Raw genomic sequence first — 15,922 nt, forward strand, 5'->3', positions numbered from 1 at the left:
TAATTACATAAGTAATGAACCTATAAACCTAAGGTGGTGAAACTGTGAAACCTACTCTAGAGCAAAATAAATTAATATACTTACAAATTGCAGAAACGATCGAATCTGATATTTTAAAAGACATATTGCTTGAAGAAGAACAAGTTCCATCAACAAATCAATTTGCGAAGATGTTACAAATAAATCCAGCTACTGCAGCTAAAGGGGTAAATGTATTAGTGGATGAAGGGATTTTATATAAAAAGAGAGGGATCGGGATGTTTGTTGCAAAGGGAGCGAAAGAAGTTGTACTAAAAAAAAGACAAAACACTTTTATGACCGAATATTTACCTAAAGTGTGGGAAGAAGCGAAAGTGCTAGAAATATCAAAAGATGAATTGATGGATATGATTCAAAAAATTACGAAGGAGGGGAAAGAGGGATGATTGCACTTGAAACGTTAGAGTTAACAAAAAAATACAAAAAGAAAATAGCTGTAAATGAAGTAACGATTTCATTGGAAGAGCATAAAATATATGGTTTGCTTGGAAGGAACGGAGCAGGGAAAACGACTTTATTAAACTTACTAGCAGGACAAATTATTTCGAGTAGTGGAAGTGTATCTGTATTTGGTGAAAATGTATTTGAAAATAGTAAAGCGATGCAAAATATTTGTTTTGTTAGAGTAAAAGAAGAGGCTCATTTAAGTTATAAAGTAAAAGAATTTTTTAAGATGTGTAGCATGTTTTATAAAAATTGGGATGGAGCTTATGCTGAAGAACTGGCAGATAAATTTCAGCTGAATATGACAGAGAAATACCATAAACTATCCCATGGTATGCAAACAGTCGTAGGAATTATTCAAGGATTAGCAAGTAGAGCGCCAATTACTATTTTTGATGAACCAACTACAGGTTTAGACGCAGCACACCGTGAATTATTTTATAGTCTACTACTAGAAGATTACGGTGAGTATCCACGAACAATTATATTGTCAACACATTTAGTAGAAGAAGTAACTCATGTTATTGAAGATGTGATAATCATAAAAGAAGGAAGATTAGTTGTTCAATCATTGGTAGAAGATTTATTACAACAAGTTCAGATTATTTCAGGGCAAAAAGATAAAGTGGACGAGTTCTCAATCAATAAAAAAGTATTAAATCGAGAAGTTTATGGAAATAAGGGTATTGCTGTTATATGGGGAAAATTGTCTAATGAAGATTATGACTCTATTGAAGAATTAGGATTAGTAGTTGATGGAATAACATTACAAAAATTATTTATTCACATAACTGGTGGTGAAGTAAAATGACGATATTAATGAAGCAGTTAAAGTTACATATAAATTTTCATTATAAAGCACTATTAATATTTTGGATTGTAGCTTTATTAATAAAAGGAGCTTTAAATGTTGCTCATATAAATGCAGTGGAAATTGGTTATTTACCCGAAATTATCAATAATCCTTCGATAGCTATTATGATATTTATAGTAGGAAGTGTTTTCATCATACAAGACGAGCTGTTTCGTTTAGCGGTTTCATTCGGTGTAACGAGAACACAATATTTTATCGGAGCAATTTGTTATATTGTACTTCAATCTGCATTATTTTCATTTCTTCAAGTTATGCTTTTACAAGATTTAAAATATAACGTAGTAAATGTTAACTTTTGGGAGCAATTGGTACAACAATTTATTTTACAATTTTTATTTTATGTTACGACAGCATGTTTCTTTCAACTAGTAGTCGTGTTTAAGCAAAGATTTAAGTGGATCGGTCTTATGATTGGTGGGACACTTTTCTTATCAATGAATAGTGTACTTTATGGAGAAGCGGGGATAAAAGGTTTAATTTTTACAAACGATGCATCTTTAATCGACATTCCTTATTTTACTGTTATTTCAATCGGATTAACTATTCTTTTTATCATAACTAGTAGTATATTTATTCGTAAAGTATCATTTGAACGAACGGTTTAAAATAGTACTAGATTATTATTTTAGAGAGAAGGAAAAGTAAATGGGAGATACTTCTTCATTAATAACAGTCTTTTTATGTATTGCACTACTAATATTTTGGCGTCGTTATCGCTCCATGCATAAGCCAATAAAGGGATCGGGAAAACGTATTTTATGGCCATTACTATTTTTAACACCAGGTATTGTATGGTTTTTAGGTCCCGTACATCCAGCTATATTACAAGTAGTTATAGCGGTATTCATTGGTGTACTTTTCGCTGTGCCGCTTATAGTATTAACAAATTATGAGCGGAGAGATGATGGGAATATTTATACGAAAAAAAGTGCAGCTTTTTTAATTACTTTTATTGCACTTGTCGTTTTGAGATATGGTTCAAGACAATATATTGTTGACTTAGATCAGCAAACGATTGGTTTATTATTTTATGTTGTTGCAGTATCGTATATTATTCCGTGGAGAATTGCTTGTTATATAAAGTTTAGGAAAGTTTGGCGGGAAAATAGTAATCATGTTATATGAAAACTTCTCATTTGAGAAGTTTTTTATTTTTACATGTAAGCAAAACTATTTGTTGAAGTGCAAGGCTGTCATAGAATATGATACAAATTAAGATGAGGGAAAGTAGAGGGTATAAAAATGCGTACAATTTTAGTTTTTCTAAATAACATGTCCATCAATAAAATAGAGAACATTAGACAAAAACATGATCCTTTATTTGGATTAATTCCACCACATATAACAATCGTATTTCCATTTAAGAGTAATATTTCAAATGATGAATTAAAATCTCATATTTTTAATGTATCAAAAGGGGTAGGCAAAATTGAAATTGAGTTTGCAAATCGTATCACTAATGTAGGAAACTATTTGTTTTTAGAAGTTGAGGGAGGGAAAGAACAAATAGAAGAACTACATGATATGCTGTATACAGGACCTTTAATACAATTTTTGAAAGAAGATATTCCGTACATACCGCATGTAACAGTCGGGAGAAAAGAAAGTGCTGAGTTAGCTGCTGAAGTAGCTAAGGATATTCATAGTTTCCCTGAAAAGTTACAATGTGTAATTGATAGAATTAGTGTAGAGCGAATTGGGAAGAACGGAGAATCAATTATTGAATTTGAAGTGCCGTTGAAAAAAGGCTGACAAAAGTCAGCCTTTTTTATTTGTAACATGGAGTAAAGCACCAATCGCACCGCTATTACCACCATCTTGTAAAAGAATAGGTGTTTTATTTTGATATTTTGTGTAGCTACTAATAATATTTTGAAGGTGTACGTTATTACATAGAGTCGAACCAATATAAATAATATGGTTAATGTTTTTTGTTTCGGCGAATTGAAGGCTTAATGCAGTAACGACTTCACCGACAAGTCCTTGTACAGTAGCAAGTATATCTGAGCTATTATAATTTGATTCTGTAATAGCGGCTTTACCAAAATTGCTTGCAGTTAAGCTATTATCAATAGGTGAGAGAATTCCACCATAAATATCTCCAACCGTAATATCTAGTTCTTTTCTAGAACCTATTTTTGTTAAAGGGATCACATCTTCAAAATGATCTATACTTGTTAACAATTTTGAAAGTCCCATAATAGTACCACCGCCAACACCAGTTCCACCAGCTCGAATATATTTGTCATTATAAACGTAATGAATAGAAGTACCTGTACCGATATTTGTTAAAATAAAGTTGTTTATATCATATTTCTCTTCTTTTAAAATGTATCGGACACCTATAAGAGTAGCTTCAAATTCGTTTAGTTCTACTATTTTATATGAGTCTGAAAGTAGTTGCTGTAATTGTTTTGCTTTACCACCTGTAATACATATTTGTTTTTTACCAGTGTTTTTCTTAAGCCAATTTATTATTTTATCTTGTTCATTTGAATAAAATTTTTCAAAAGCTAATTGCTTTTTTTCGTTCAAGTAAGCAATTTTCGTTAATGTTCCTCCAGCATCAATACCGATAGTACTTTCCATCTTCCTGCTCCTAACCAAGTAATTTGTTTACTCTGTTCATGTTGGTGAGACGAATTTGTAGGAGATAGATACCCGGGTGAATTACATCGTCTCTATTCTGCTTGATATATTAATAGCTTTTCTATCGTTACAATCGGCTGGTTATTAACAGTTGCGGTGCCTTTACCGAGAACAAAACCTCGGCGATTGCGAGTTAGCTCATAATGTAAATCAAGTTTATCACCGGGATGTGCTTTTCCGTGGAATTCAACCCCATCTAATGAGGAGAGGAAGCCTAATCCTTGAGAGTCACTTGTATGTACAAATGCACTAAGTTGAGCAAGTGCTTCTACGATTAACATATGAGGCATATGTTTTTGACTATCATTTAAAAACCACTCATTATTTGTAATGAGTTTATATCCCGTAACGGATTCACCATGTTTTACATTTGTCACTTTATCAATCATTAAAAATGGATAACGATGGGGAAGAGTGTCTTTAATATGCATATGAAAATACCTCCAATGAATAATACCCCTGCTACAGTTAAGCAGGGGAGCTATCATTAATTTTTAACTAATTCATTTGCTTTTTCAAGAGAAAAAATACCGCTATTTCTAATGTTTTCCACAACTTGTTGTAACACCTCTTTATCTTGAACTAGTGCAATACGTACAAAGCCTTCCCCGTGAGGTCCAAATGCATGACCTGGTGTAACAACGACATTCGCATGATCCATTAATGCATAAGCGAAGTCTAGAGAAGTCCAGCCTTGTGGAATTTCAGCCCAAACGAACATACTACCAGCTGGCTTATCGACGTTCCAACCAAATGTTCGGAAACCGTCGACTAAAGTATCTCTACGCTCTTGATAAATACCGCGATTTTTCTCACAAAAAGCAGCCCCATTTCTCAGTGCAGCACATGCGGCTTTTTGAATGGGTAAAAACACTCCGTAATCTGTATTTGATTTAAACTGAGTAAGCGCACGAACTATTTCTTCGTTTCCGATCATATATCCAATGCGGCTACCCGCTAAACTATAACTTTTTGACAAAGAGTTGATTTCTACGCCAACTTCTTTAGCACCAGGTACAGAGAGGAAGCTAATTGGTTTATTACCATCAAAATAAAATTCAGCATAAGCGAAATCATGAACAACGATAATATTGTGTTTTTTCGCGAATGAGATTACCTCTTTAAAGAAATCTTCATGAGCCATTGCCGGAACGGGATTCCCTGGGAAGTTCAAAATCATCATCTTCGCTTTATCGGCAATTTCTTCAGGGATGGCTTCTAAGTTAGGTAAGAAATCATTTTCTTTCCTTAAAGGCATGTAGTGGGATGTTGCACCAGCCATTTGAATTCCTGTTTCATAAGCTGTATATCCTGGATCAGGAACTAATATAATATCTCCCGGATTCGCATAAACCATAGGTAAATGAACGAGTCCATCTTGTGAACCCATTAATAATAAAACTTCTTTATCAGCATTTAATTTAACATTATGAGTGTTATTATAATATTCAGTTACAGCTTCGTGAAATTCTTTAATACCACTTAATGTGTATCCATAGCTTTCTTTTTCACTTGCTGTATGTACCATTTCTTCTCTTACGAAGTCAGCAGGCGGCATATCAGGATTCCCGATACTTAAATCAATCATTTTGTGACCTGCTGCAATTTTTTCTTTTTTATAGGCCCCTAATTCACTAAATATAGAAGATTGGAATGCTTTCATTCTAGTTGCTAACGTGTAAGTCATCAAAACCCCTCCTAAAAACAGTGTTTTCTTTCCGCGTTTTTAATTATTCTGAAAACACATGGTTACATTTTATCATTTTTTTATGAAAATTAAAACGATTGACAAATTTAGAGGGAGGATTAGTCTATTTTGAAAGGGGTGGTGTAAATAAGGTAGATCGGTTAACTGAACTGTCTATTATGTTTAGGAAGTTTTGTAGTTTTTGTGAAGTATATCCCGCATATTTTGGATAAAAAAGAACACGAAAACGAGGCCTAATATACCACTAAGCCAATAGTATGAATCTCCTGTCGTGAATTTTTCATAAAATGAAAATGTATTCCATAGGATTAGGATAATGGAACAGATTGTTGACACAATTAATGAACTTAAACTTCTCAAAAAAAGCACCTCACAGTAAAAATATTGTTATTGTATAATATTACATTTAAATTAAAAGATTTAAAAGAGGGAAACCTTTTGAGAAAGCTTTGTGAAATAAAATAACGCAGAAAATATTTTCTGCGTTTCATATGAGGTGTAATCATTTCTTTTTATATGTACATAATCTTTCCACTGCATAAAAGTATACATTTAATGTACCATCGACAACTTTTATAGTTTGATCTGATGTAAATGAGTTACCATAATCAATGTGATATACATTAGAATCTTTTATAAATGAACCTTTGTATAAATCTTCTTTTTTCTTCGTTGTTTGCATTTCCACTAAGTTTTGAACAATTTTTTCTTTCTTTTCTTCTTTTACAACTGTTTCAAATTTATAAGATGCAGGGCAAAGACCGTTTTTGTCGTCAATGATCTCCCAAGAACCGTATATATCATTATTGCTACATCCACTAAGTAGAACGATGAATATTGGAATAATTAATAGAACCTTTTTCATTTTGTACTCCTTTCTTTTCTTTATCAATAAACGTGCGAATACGATACGAACATTGTAATAAATAAAGTTTAAATTTTTATAAAGAATTATTTAATTTCATATAAAAATTTAGGGGGAATTGAAAAAGCATGAATCTAGTGTAAAGTCAGATTCATGCCTAGTGTACTATCTTATGTTTTGTTTTTTGTGGATAAATGAAGCGGAAAGAAGAATGACAATGCCATTTAAAATATATACATTTACAATAGAAAAGGTTAGGTTGACTGCTCCAAAACTAGCTTTATTGAATATAGAAGTTAAAGCTGAAGTAGTCAAAAAGATAATGGGAGTTAACAGTAAAAATATGAAACCTGCCACAATTCTTCTTTTAAAGTTATGTTGAGAAAGGGAAATAGCTAAAAAGTTTATGATGCTAAACAGAGCTAATACAAAAATAAAGATAATAAATAACTGCATACCATCAGACAATTTCGCAACTCCTGTATATATCATGTTAGTATACTGTATTCGAAAGTGAAAGAGGGTACTCCTTTAAATAATTACAATAAGCGTAATAAATAAGGTTTTATATAACAAAGACACATGGATTAATCTAATATGATTCATGCGTCTTTGTTTATGTTATAAATTCGCAGATTGCGAAGGTTGTTTTTCATATTGTTTCTGTTTAGATAATGAAATGAAAATAATTAATAATGAAATGACGCCGAAAATTAAGACCATGTACTGCAATCCAATCGTATCTAAGAAGAAGCCTGTGCCGAGTAAGACAATTTGGAACATCACTCTCTCAAACATATTACGGAATGAGAAGAGACGGCCGTGATAGCTTTTTTCCACTTTTGTTTGGAAGATTGTCGACATAATAGGGAAGAAGCAGCCGACACTAAAGCCAAACAAGCCAAACGATGTAAGAGACATCCATTTTATATCACTAAAGAACAATGATAGATGTGCAAAAGCAGTACAAACTGCGAAGAAATATAGTAACTTTTCAGGTTTGAAATGATCAGATAGACGTTTAATAACGAAGGCACCTAACATAAATGCGACGCCTTCAATTGTATATATAAATCCTTTAATTGTCGGATCATGTTGCATTTCACTAATGTTAATTACCATTAAATTAAATCCAGCTATAAATAATAGAGGGATAATACTTAATATAAGTGCTGTAAAAGCAATTGGAATTCCTTTTAAAATACGAAATACTTCCATAAAACTATTATCTTTTGCAGCTTGTTTACTTGGTGTTGTTGATTTTTTATCTTCAAATTGTAGGAAGAATGTTGAGAGGAATAATAAAGCGTATGCTGCCATTGAGAAGGCATACATATACTGTAAACTCATTACAACTAAAAGAATTCCACCTAGTGAAGTACCTGCAATACGAGCGATTGTACCTACATTCATATGTACACCGTTCATCTGTAATAATTCATGCTCACGTACGATAAGTGGAATTACAGATTGTAATGCAGGAAAATAAAATGCTGCTGAAATTTGAAGAGCAACCATAAATGCAATCATAAAGGCGATACTTTCAAATTGGATAGCGAAAAACATGAAAATAACACTAATAACACGACCGAATCCGGCATAAAGAAGAACTTTTTTCTTTTCATACTGATCAATAATGCGACCAGCCATAGGACCAACTAGAACACCTGCTAATAGTCCGATAAATAATATAACTGATTTCATGAAATCAGAAGGGACATATTTTTGCATAAATTCAAGGTTACCAAGAATACCAAGCCATAACCCTAAACCAGCAATAAACTCCCCAATTAATACAATCCAAACATTTTTATTACGCCACATAATATAAAACCTCTCCGTCTTTTAAAATGAAAAACTCGTATATAAAACCTCCTTATTTTATGTATAATTTATAACGAATTTTTTTAGAGTCAGAGTCTATATTACGTGTTTCATGAATGGATTTCAATCTTTTTGATTTGTTAAAAAATTGATTTATTAGTTGGTGAAATAAGCAATAAAAACGTGAAAAATTAATGATGAAGTGTCTATTGAAAGTAAGGATACATATAAAAAAGCAAGAACGTACATAGTACGTCTCGCTTTTCTCAAGTACAAAATTAAATATTAGATTGGCTTAGCAGCATTTACGTTCTTGTCCAATAGCTAATGCGCTAAAAGATAGAGGACCAATAACTTCTGCACTTGCACCACTAGTTAGGTTTTCTACAGTTAATGAATATTGGTGTGTTCCACTGCCAACGTTTTGATCTATAGCTTGAAATGTTTGAGCATAGAATTGTTCAGAATCTGTAGATTCAATACCTACTTGTGTATTAAAAATTTCAATGTTATCACGGAAAATTCGGAATAAAATTTGTGAAATCTCAGTTATACCTTTTACGCCAACTGTAGCGATTAATTCTACTCGATTATTACGTGAATCTCTACTTGAAATTCTCAATTTCAAATTTGCTAGAATTGCTTTATTTGGAGAAGCTGGGATTGCAAAAGTTGTTTCACCAGTTTTACTTATAGGTTGAGTAGCCTGGTAATCAATGATATGAGTCATATTCGTCACCTCCTCATATACTAAAATATGAAAGTAGCAATGAAATAGCTTGGACAAATAATAGAATGTATTAAGAGAATGGAGCACAATTGTTGAAAAGAGGGAAATCGAATAAAGGCATCAAGAATATACCACAATTAGGTGATATTTTTCTTGATGCTTTTTGTAATTAAGCAGAATATTCTTCTTTACGCACTTCGAAAAATTCATTACGACGTAAGTAATTATAAACTTTCTCGGAAACCTCTTCTTCTTCAGACATTAAGAAACGATGATCAAAAGCATAGAATGATTGACCTTTAATTAATTTTACGTAGTATATTTTACACGCCTCCTCTAGCATAATTGGAACTTACCTAAACTTATGATGGCCTATATGCTTGTTAATCATACTTGGAGTTTCAAAGGATAGAAGCTAAACAAATTGAAAAAGCTTACAAAACTGTAATGCTGTTGTCACGTTTTCTGATAGTAAAAAATAACTAATTTCATCTATACTACAAATAAGTTACATAAAATAAGGGGGTAAAAAAGATGGATGAAGTGATTGGAGAAGTAGTAGCAGGTATTTGTGAATTTGTAGTTGAAGTAACGGCTGATGCTATTGGAAATTTAGTTTCCGGGAATGATGAGGAAAAAGAAACATTATAATAGTTGCTAAAAGTATACAGATGATCAAAATATAAAGGCTGATTTCTAAAGGGGAGTCAGTTTTTATATTTTTTTTACAATACATTAATTTTATTTGAATATTCATTTGTTATTATGTTTGTGAAACTCATAAAGGAGGTGAATAAATTAAGATGTCGAATTTAGGGATGGATTTATCTGATTCTCGTTTGATTGTGGCGAATGTGGAGGAAAAGGAATATCACTTTATTGTGCGTGAACATCCGATTGTAGGGAAAATTATATCGTTATTGGAAAATGGAAAAGAATATGGTTTAATAGATAAACAAATCGCTAATAATGATAAATTTATTAAATCGGAGCTTACTAAATTAGATTATTTTAACATTGACGTTCTATATTATACACCTGGATGGATATGGATTGGCATGGATCAATTTGGTTTACATGCTCGTGAGGCTACTTATAACGAAGTAGACGTTATTATGAAGTTGAAAGAGGATTTATATTATATAGATGTATATGAAAAAGTAAAAATGTAATAGATATTTAGTCAGGTTAGGGGACAAGTTCCCGTAGCTTTTTTTGTTTAATAATAAAACGTAAAATCTATATTATATTGATGATAGGACAGCATGGTAAGAAGTGAGCCGAAAAGAGGATTTGAAAATACATAAAGAGAACTTTAATTATTATATGAATTCTATATGTAAATAACAATAGAAAGAAGATGATAAAATGAGTAAAGAAGAGCTTGTAAAACAACAGTTTGGTAATAATGCGGAAAAGTATGTGAAAAGTAAAATTCATGCAAAAGGACCGGATTTACAATATGTAGTTCGACAAGTTGAGTCTCGTCATAATAAGCGTCTTCTTGATATTGCTACTGGTGGAGGACATGTTGCGAATGTATTAGCTCCATTGTTTCAAGAAGTAGTTGCTTTAGACTTAACAGAAAAAATGTTAGAGAATGCGAAAAACTTTATTATAAGTAATGGACATGATAATGTATCTTTCGTCGATGGAAACGCTGAAAGTTTACCGTTTTCCGATAGTTCTTTTGATACGATTACGTGCCGAATTGCAGCACATCATTTTACGAATCCAGCTCAGTTTATTTATGAAGTAAATCGTACGTTAGAAGATAATGGATTGTTTATTTTAATAGATAATGTTTCACCGGAAAATAATGAATACGATACATTTTATAATTTTATAGAAAAAAAGCGAGATCCGAGTCATGAACGAGCGTTGAAAAAAACAGAATGGATTACTTTGTTAGAAAAAAACGGTTTGCAAATGCAGTCATGTCTTACTTTTGACAAGAAGTTTGAATTTGACTGGTGGTGCGATATGATGAATGTACCTTTGCAGAAACGTATGAAGTTAACAGAATGTATGATGAAAACATCAGTTGAAATGCAAGAATTCTTTAACATTCAATATGAAAATAATAAAATTATATCGTTTTATACTGAAATGGCATTGTTTGTATGTAAAAAAAGCGCGACATTAAAAAGATAAATTTCTTGCAGTCTTTTCAATGTACGTTATACTTAGTACAGAGAAAATGAGAATTGAGGAAAAGTAATAATGATTCGCGTACGTATTGAAGGAACTGAAGAAGAAATGCTTGAATTTATGGAGAAAATGCCGGATATTCCTGGATTTGAAAAAACACATTTGAGAGAACCGAGAAAAGGAAATAATCCAAAATACGATTCAAGTAAAAATGTACTAGCATATTTATCTTATAAAAAGATCGAAGTCGCCAATAAATAGGCGGCTTTTTTAGTTTGCACCGTTTCACAGCCTTGTCTTTTTCACATAATAATAATAGTAGATTATGTTGAAGAGGGGTGAGGATAGTTAATAAGAAAATCATCTTTTTTGGAGACTTTGGTATTGACGATGCTGTGGCGTTAATTTATGTAAATAAAACATGTAAATTAGATATTTTAGGTATTGTTGCTGAATATGGAAATGTATCGCGAGAAATTGTAACGGAAAATGTGTATTTTTTAGAAAGATACTATGCTACAGAAGTAAAGATCATTGAAGGTGCAGCAAGACCAATGACAGCTGAAGAGCCATTATTCTTCCCAGAAATTCATGGGGATCACGGTTTAGGACCAATTATTCCACCTGATATGAGGATTTGTAAACGGGAAAATTTTTGTGAATTAATTAAATTAATTGAACCTTGTCCAGAAGATATTGTTATCGTAGCGACAGGACGATTAACAACATTGGCAACGTTATTTTTATTATATCCAAATGTAATGGATAAGGTATGTTCGTATTATATTATGGGCGGTGCTTTTTTATTTCCTGGTAACGTTACTCCTGTATCAGAAGCGAATTTTTATGGAGATCCAATCGCCGCAAATATTGTAATGAAGTACGCAAAGAATGCGACTATTTATCCTTTAAATGTCACGCAAGAAGCACGAATTACTCCTGAAATGTTGGATATTATTAATAAAGAAGGAACAGGGCAGGCAAAGCTTATTAAACCAATGATAGATTTTTATTATGAGAACTTTTATAAAAAAGAATACCCGGGTATTACTGGAAGTCCGATTCACGATTTGCTTCCGTTTATTTCATTTATAAATGATGATATTTTTGAATATAAAAAATCTGCAGTTTGGATTAGTACGACAAATGACGTAACAAGAGGACAAAGTGTAGCAGATTTTAGAAAAATAGCTGAGCCGACAACGTTTGATAATAGGCCTATTCAAAAAATTGCGGTTGGTTTTAACTATCCGGCTTTTAAAGAAGAATTTATGCGAACGATATTAAAGCCCGATTGTCCTTAATTTGTGTAATACGAACGGCATCAACCAGAAGACGAAAAAACTGGTCGTTCATTATTTTGAAATAATCTAATAGTTGATCTGTATGAATAACTAATGAAAAATGTAACATAACTAATGGTAAGCAATTGTTTCTAATTATAATTTGATTGGTGAAATATAAAGGAGGTTATCATATGATTTGGTCTTTAATCGTAGGTGGTATATTAGGATGGTTTGCAAGCTTAATTACTGGAAAAGACGTACCTGGTGGTGTAATTGGTAATATTATTGCTGGTATTATCGGTTCTTGGATTGGTACGAAATTACTGGGTAGTTTTGGTCCGGTAATTGGTGGATTTGCAATTATTCCAGCTTTAATCGGTGCGGTTATTTTAATCTTTATTGTAAGTTTCTTATTACGAGCAATGCGAAAATGAATGTAAGGACTGTTTACATTTGTAAGCAGTCCTTTTTATATGTTATGCTAGTATTATACAATCAGGAGGTGTCAGCATTGAAAACATTTACAGTAAATTTCCATCAAGAAGATAATGCTAAAGCGACAACAGTACATAAATTAAGTGAAGAGGACTTCAATAAAGCAACAGAAAAAGGTACTCGTCATCTATTTGATTTAGATACAAACGTTGGATTCTTTGTATTCTTTGACGCAGAAGATGCAGAAGGAAATGATCAATACTTAATGTTACAATACGAAGGAGATCATGAAGAGCCAACTGCGTGCTACGGATTTGATTTAAAATTATACTATCAATTTTTAGCACTATACTTAAATGATCTTGAGTTCCACGGTGAAACAGATGAGGAAGAGGAAGAGTATGGCCCAATTCATCATTTAGCTCACTTACTTTATCATATTGTTGAAGATGGTAAGTCAATCGAAGTGTAATATGTATACATATTTGAAGCTGTCCTATATTAGGGCAGCCTTTTTATTTATCGCGAATTAACAGGCAGTAAGACTCTCACCGTAAGTTTAGCTGTAAAGCAAAGAAGATGGGCGGGAGAGTAACTACTCGGAAAAGCCCGATTGGTGTGGACTAATAATCAGTGGGGATAGACGCTACCACACTAGTTAAATTTTCACTTTATACAATAAGAAATCGAATCAGTATATAATGCGCTAAAACAAGTTGAGAGTAGAAAATAAATCCTTAAAGAGGACGTTTGTTTATTCCTTCCATGTTTCAGTCGCAATACTTCTGTAATAATAGGCGTAACTAAATTCATGAAGGCTATTTCTATGCACTTAGATGTAAAACATTTTATTAAAGCAGCAGGATTAACCGTAATTACATCATTAAGTGGAGATAATACATGTGCTAATAATTTTGAATCTGTAAAAAGTATTATCACTACATTCTTAAATAAGTTAACATTCATCGATTAAATTTATATAAAAATTTATATAGACACATTATTTAGCGATAGTAATTTGTTTGCAATTGAAGATTAAACAAACTTTTAAAGGGAAATCGGATGATTCGATTCGTATTACAATGAGACAATACCGTTTAACTGTTATAAAGCGATAAATATATTAGATTTTACAGCTTTTGTTCAGCCGTTTGAAATGTCCATTGTCATGTTTTCAACGGATAGAGAAGCAAATGAGGTTTTTTATGAAGTGGAGGATTTTTACTAGTTACAAGTAAAGCAGTCTTTTATTGGGAAAAGAGTTGAATAACAAGTTAAAACTTAAAAACTATTGAATGAAAATAAAAAGCATGACGATTTTATGTCATGCTTTTTTTATTAATATACATAAAATTTATATAGTTTAAGTGTATGTGATATATAAATAATTTGTTATGAGTTAACACATAAAACTTTCTTTTTCGTATTCAGACCCATATTTAAACTTTATATTTATTATAGTAAGAAATACGTTACTTTATTTATATAGGAAAGATATCTTATTATAATTAAGGTGATTTTGAATCAAACTCAATTGGAACATCATTTCTAATATCGTATGTCTTCAATGAATGTAAAATCATTTTTTCTGTAATTGAAGCAACCTACTGATTTAAATTCGAAGATGTATTTGAACTGCAGGTTTAGTTTAAAAATAAATCATATCGAATAATTAAGTGACTTTAAAATTTATCTATTAATATATTTAATTCCTTTGATTTTATCCTTTCATACTCCATAGCTCCAGCGAGTTCATCAGCAAGTAGTGGGGCTTTTCTGACGTATTTTTCACGGATTACATCATATAACTCGTAAGGAAATAGCATATCGATAAACATGATTTTTTTTTGTTCAGCTGTCAATGGAGAAACGGATTCATATGCATTAATCATAATGTTAAATTGGTCTTCGTTCCATGTACCTGTTGTATCTAATAAAGGAATAATCATTTTACGTAAATCCCGAATCGGTAGATCGAATGAAACGGTATCTAAATCAATTACCCAAATTTGATTATTCGTATCAAGTAAAGAATTTCCTGTACCATAATCTTGGTGGCATAAATTTGGGGATACATGTAATTCTTCTGTCCACTTTCGATATTCAGACTCTAATAAACGTTGATACGTAAGTTTTGCTTCTGTAATAAAAGGATCGATTTCAGCTAAGTATAGTTGTGAAAAAGGGTCATCAATCAAAGTTGCAGATAGGTTTTTCCAAACCTCCATTTGTTGAAATCTTTTAATATAATGATTAGGCCAGCGACCTAATTTTGTAAAGATAGGTATACCTGGGGGTGGCTTATAACCAATTGAAGCTAAGTGAAAATCTGCTAATCCCTTCATAATCATTTCAAGATCTTCCTGCATAGCTAGTTCGAAAGGTCTACCTTCAATCCACTCGTATAAAACAAATAAAAATGGACCGTGTTTTGTATAGAGTTGGTTCTTTATATTAGGGATTATATTTGGAACACGCATGCCTTTTTTAGAAAGATAATCTTGAGCATGAATTGAAAATAAAGCTTTCTTTTCAGGGCGATGGATTCTTTTCAAACAAAATGGTCCATCTGAAGTATGAATTTTCCACACTAGAGCAAGTTGACCACCTTGTATAAGCTCGATTGTAGTTGTATGGATATCCCAATGTTTAATCATGCTTTCTGCTAACGATATTAACTTTTCCTCTTCTTCAGGTGATAGTATATATGCCGCTTCCTCATTTTGAATTTCCAAATATGTCACCATCCTTTTGTATTCTCTTATTACTTTATGGTGCATGGTCAATTTTGTTTGAGACATTCGCCTTTAAAATAAAAAAGTGATATTTTGCCTAATTTTGATTGTAAAGAATAGAAAAAACAATGAATAATTCACAATGATAAAACTTATTCCGTAACATATATTGAAAAGAATTG

22 protein-coding genes are annotated in these 15,922 nt (G+C 31.8%); 12 read left to right on the forward strand and 10 right to left on the reverse strand.

What is annotated here, in order from left to right; genetic code table 11:
* The first annotated feature begins 44 nt into the window (after positions 1-44).
* The 5 genes from QCI44_RS13575 (at position 45) to QCI44_RS13595 (ending at position 3,109) form a co-directional block, all read left to right on the forward strand.
* Entirely contained in the window at positions 45-425 is a 381-nt protein-coding gene (locus QCI44_RS13575; protein WP_000805194.1) for a GntR family transcriptional regulator, read from the forward strand.
* Positions 422-1,294 (forward strand): ATP-binding cassette domain-containing protein, encoded by an 873-nt coding sequence (locus QCI44_RS13580; protein WP_064460346.1) that lies wholly within the window; start codon positions 422-424, stop codon positions 1,292-1,294. Before QCI44_RS13575 ends, QCI44_RS13580 begins: the two co-directional genes overlap by 4 nt.
* Positions 1,291-1,962, forward strand: coding sequence for a DUF4052 family protein (locus QCI44_RS13585; protein ID WP_353811197.1), 672 nt, complete (start codon positions 1,291-1,293; stop codon positions 1,960-1,962). Before QCI44_RS13580 ends, QCI44_RS13585 begins: the two co-directional genes overlap by 4 nt.
* Before the next feature lie 40 nt (positions 1,963-2,002).
* Positions 2,003-2,482 carry a CcdC family protein gene (locus QCI44_RS13590; RefSeq protein ID WP_353811198.1) on the forward strand — a complete coding sequence of 160 codons (480 nt, stop codon included), beginning with the start codon at positions 2,003-2,005 and terminating at the stop codon, positions 2,480-2,482.
* Positions 2,483-2,599: 117 nt separating this feature from the next.
* Positions 2,600-3,109 (forward strand): 2'-5' RNA ligase family protein, encoded by a 510-nt coding sequence (locus QCI44_RS13595; protein WP_098506095.1) that lies wholly within the window; start codon positions 2,600-2,602, stop codon positions 3,107-3,109.
* 6 nt (positions 3,110-3,115) lie between these two features.
* On the opposite strand, the gene coaW is transcribed toward QCI44_RS13595, so the two are convergent.
* The 9 genes from coaW to QCI44_RS13640 all read right to left on the reverse strand — a co-directional run bounded on the left by coaW (position 3,116) and on the right by QCI44_RS13640 (position 9,455).
* Positions 3,116-3,946, reverse strand: a complete 831-nt coding sequence (coaW, locus tag QCI44_RS13600; protein ID WP_098506096.1) for a type II pantothenate kinase — start codon at positions 3,944-3,946, stop codon at positions 3,116-3,118.
* A gap of 92 nt (positions 3,947-4,038) precedes the next feature.
* Positions 4,039-4,437, reverse strand: coding sequence for a 3-hydroxyacyl-ACP dehydratase FabZ family protein (locus QCI44_RS13605; protein ID WP_000547647.1), 399 nt, complete (start codon positions 4,435-4,437; stop codon positions 4,039-4,041).
* Positions 4,438-4,493: 56 nt separating this feature from the next.
* Positions 4,494-5,693, reverse strand: a complete 1,200-nt coding sequence (locus QCI44_RS13610) for an LL-diaminopimelate aminotransferase (protein WP_016087456.1) — start codon at positions 5,691-5,693, stop codon at positions 4,494-4,496.
* Between the two features lie 183 nt (positions 5,694-5,876).
* Complete coding sequence (locus tag QCI44_RS13615; RefSeq protein WP_445423398.1) at positions 5,877-6,083, reverse strand: DMT family transporter; 207 nt, start codon at positions 6,081-6,083, stop codon at positions 5,877-5,879.
* Positions 6,084-6,216: 133 nt separating this feature from the next.
* Positions 6,217-6,579 (reverse strand): hypothetical protein, encoded by a 363-nt coding sequence (locus QCI44_RS13620; protein ID WP_000756858.1) that lies wholly within the window; start codon positions 6,577-6,579, stop codon positions 6,217-6,219.
* A 165-nt stretch (positions 6,580-6,744) separates the two neighbouring features.
* Entirely contained in the window at positions 6,745-7,047 is a 303-nt protein-coding gene (locus tag QCI44_RS13625) for a hypothetical protein (protein ID WP_071742405.1), read from the reverse strand.
* 153 nt (positions 7,048-7,200) lie between these two features.
* Complete coding sequence (locus QCI44_RS13630; RefSeq protein ID WP_000269247.1) at positions 7,201-8,403, reverse strand: MFS transporter; 1,203 nt, start codon at positions 8,401-8,403, stop codon at positions 7,201-7,203.
* Positions 8,404-8,698: 295 nt separating this feature from the next.
* Positions 8,699-9,133, reverse strand: a complete 435-nt coding sequence (exsC, locus tag QCI44_RS13635) for an exosporium protein ExsC (RefSeq protein WP_000148801.1) — start codon at positions 9,131-9,133, stop codon at positions 8,699-8,701.
* 169 nt (positions 9,134-9,302) lie between these two features.
* Complete coding sequence (locus QCI44_RS13640; RefSeq protein WP_071680000.1) at positions 9,303-9,455, reverse strand: YqbF domain-containing protein; 153 nt, start codon at positions 9,453-9,455, stop codon at positions 9,303-9,305.
* 481 nt (positions 9,456-9,936) lie between these two features.
* Here QCI44_RS13640 and QCI44_RS13645 point away from each other — a divergent pair, with 481 nt between their 5' ends.
* The 7 genes from QCI44_RS13645 to QCI44_RS13675 all read left to right on the forward strand — a co-directional run bounded on the left by QCI44_RS13645 (position 9,937) and on the right by QCI44_RS13675 (position 13,978).
* Positions 9,937-10,305 carry a hypothetical protein gene (locus QCI44_RS13645; RefSeq protein WP_064470057.1) on the forward strand — a complete coding sequence of 123 codons (369 nt, stop codon included), beginning with the start codon at positions 9,937-9,939 and terminating at the stop codon, positions 10,303-10,305.
* A 196-nt stretch (positions 10,306-10,501) separates the two neighbouring features.
* On the forward strand, positions 10,502-11,287 hold the full coding sequence (locus QCI44_RS13650) for a class I SAM-dependent methyltransferase (RefSeq protein WP_098486850.1): 786 nt from the start codon (positions 10,502-10,504) through the stop codon (positions 11,285-11,287).
* Between the two features lie 69 nt (positions 11,288-11,356).
* On the forward strand, positions 11,357-11,545 hold the full coding sequence (locus QCI44_RS13655; protein WP_000621878.1) for a DUF3970 family protein: 189 nt from the start codon (positions 11,357-11,359) through the stop codon (positions 11,543-11,545).
* A 77-nt stretch (positions 11,546-11,622) separates the two neighbouring features.
* The gene (locus tag QCI44_RS13660) at positions 11,623-12,588 is read left to right on the forward strand and encodes a nucleoside hydrolase (RefSeq protein WP_353811199.1); all 966 of its coding nucleotides are present in this window, start codon (positions 11,623-11,625) and stop codon (positions 12,586-12,588) included.
* Between the two features lie 173 nt (positions 12,589-12,761).
* Positions 12,762-13,004 carry a GlsB/YeaQ/YmgE family stress response membrane protein gene (locus tag QCI44_RS13665; RefSeq protein ID WP_016087459.1) on the forward strand — a complete coding sequence of 81 codons (243 nt, stop codon included), beginning with the start codon at positions 12,762-12,764 and terminating at the stop codon, positions 13,002-13,004.
* 77 nt (positions 13,005-13,081) lie between these two features.
* The gene (locus QCI44_RS13670; protein ID WP_000847586.1) at positions 13,082-13,477 is read left to right on the forward strand and encodes a hypothetical protein; all 396 of its coding nucleotides are present in this window, start codon (positions 13,082-13,084) and stop codon (positions 13,475-13,477) included.
* A gap of 354 nt (positions 13,478-13,831) precedes the next feature.
* On the forward strand, positions 13,832-13,978 hold the full coding sequence (locus QCI44_RS13675; protein WP_016087460.1) for a hypothetical protein: 147 nt from the start codon (positions 13,832-13,834) through the stop codon (positions 13,976-13,978).
* 709 nt (positions 13,979-14,687) lie between these two features.
* On the opposite strand, the gene QCI44_RS13680 is transcribed toward QCI44_RS13675, so the two are convergent.
* Positions 14,688-15,752, reverse strand: coding sequence for a spore coat kinase CotI (locus QCI44_RS13680; protein ID WP_353811200.1), 1,065 nt, complete (start codon positions 15,750-15,752; stop codon positions 14,688-14,690).
* Between the last annotated feature and the right edge of the window lie 170 nt (positions 15,753-15,922).

Origin of the sequence: Bacillus cereus group sp. RP37, from assembly GCF_040459695.1 — a bacterium.
Classification (GTDB): domain Bacteria; phylum Bacillota; class Bacilli; order Bacillales; family Bacillaceae_G; genus Bacillus_A.

Coding starts and splice junctions, on each gene's coding strand:
- QCI44_RS13580 (WP_064460346.1), top strand. CDS start 422: ATGATTGCACTTGAAACGTTAGAGTTAACAAAAAAATACAAAAAGAAA.
- coaW (WP_098506096.1), bottom strand. CDS start 3,946: ATGGAAAGTACTATCGGTATTGATGCTGGAGGAACATTAACGAAAATT.
- QCI44_RS13650 (WP_098486850.1), top strand. CDS start 10,502: ATGAGTAAAGAAGAGCTTGTAAAACAACAGTTTGGTAATAATGCGGAA.
- QCI44_RS13630 (WP_000269247.1), bottom strand. CDS start 8,403: ATGTGGCGTAATAAAAATGTTTGGATTGTATTAATTGGGGAGTTTATT.
- QCI44_RS13675 (WP_016087460.1), top strand. CDS start 13,832: ATGCACTTAGATGTAAAACATTTTATTAAAGCAGCAGGATTAACCGTA.
- QCI44_RS13590 (WP_353811198.1), top strand. CDS start 2,003: ATGGGAGATACTTCTTCATTAATAACAGTCTTTTTATGTATTGCACTA.
- QCI44_RS13605 (WP_000547647.1), bottom strand. CDS start 4,437: ATGCATATTAAAGACACTCTTCCCCATCGTTATCCATTTTTAATGATT.
- exsC (WP_000148801.1), bottom strand. CDS start 9,133: ATGACTCATATCATTGATTACCAGGCTACTCAACCTATAAGTAAAACT.
- QCI44_RS13610 (WP_016087456.1), bottom strand. CDS start 5,693: ATGACTTACACGTTAGCAACTAGAATGAAAGCATTCCAATCTTCTATA.
- QCI44_RS13645 (WP_064470057.1), top strand. CDS start 9,937: ATGTCGAATTTAGGGATGGATTTATCTGATTCTCGTTTGATTGTGGCG.
- QCI44_RS13655 (WP_000621878.1), top strand. CDS start 11,357: ATGATTCGCGTACGTATTGAAGGAACTGAAGAAGAAATGCTTGAATTT.
- QCI44_RS13680 (WP_353811200.1), bottom strand. CDS start 15,752: ATGGTGACATATTTGGAAATTCAAAATGAGGAAGCGGCATATATACTA.
- QCI44_RS13620 (WP_000756858.1), bottom strand. CDS start 6,579: ATGAAAAAGGTTCTATTAATTATTCCAATATTCATCGTTCTACTTAGT.
- QCI44_RS13665 (WP_016087459.1), top strand. CDS start 12,762: ATGATTTGGTCTTTAATCGTAGGTGGTATATTAGGATGGTTTGCAAGC.
- QCI44_RS13595 (WP_098506095.1), top strand. CDS start 2,600: ATGCGTACAATTTTAGTTTTTCTAAATAACATGTCCATCAATAAAATA.
- QCI44_RS13585 (WP_353811197.1), top strand. CDS start 1,291: ATGACGATATTAATGAAGCAGTTAAAGTTACATATAAATTTTCATTAT.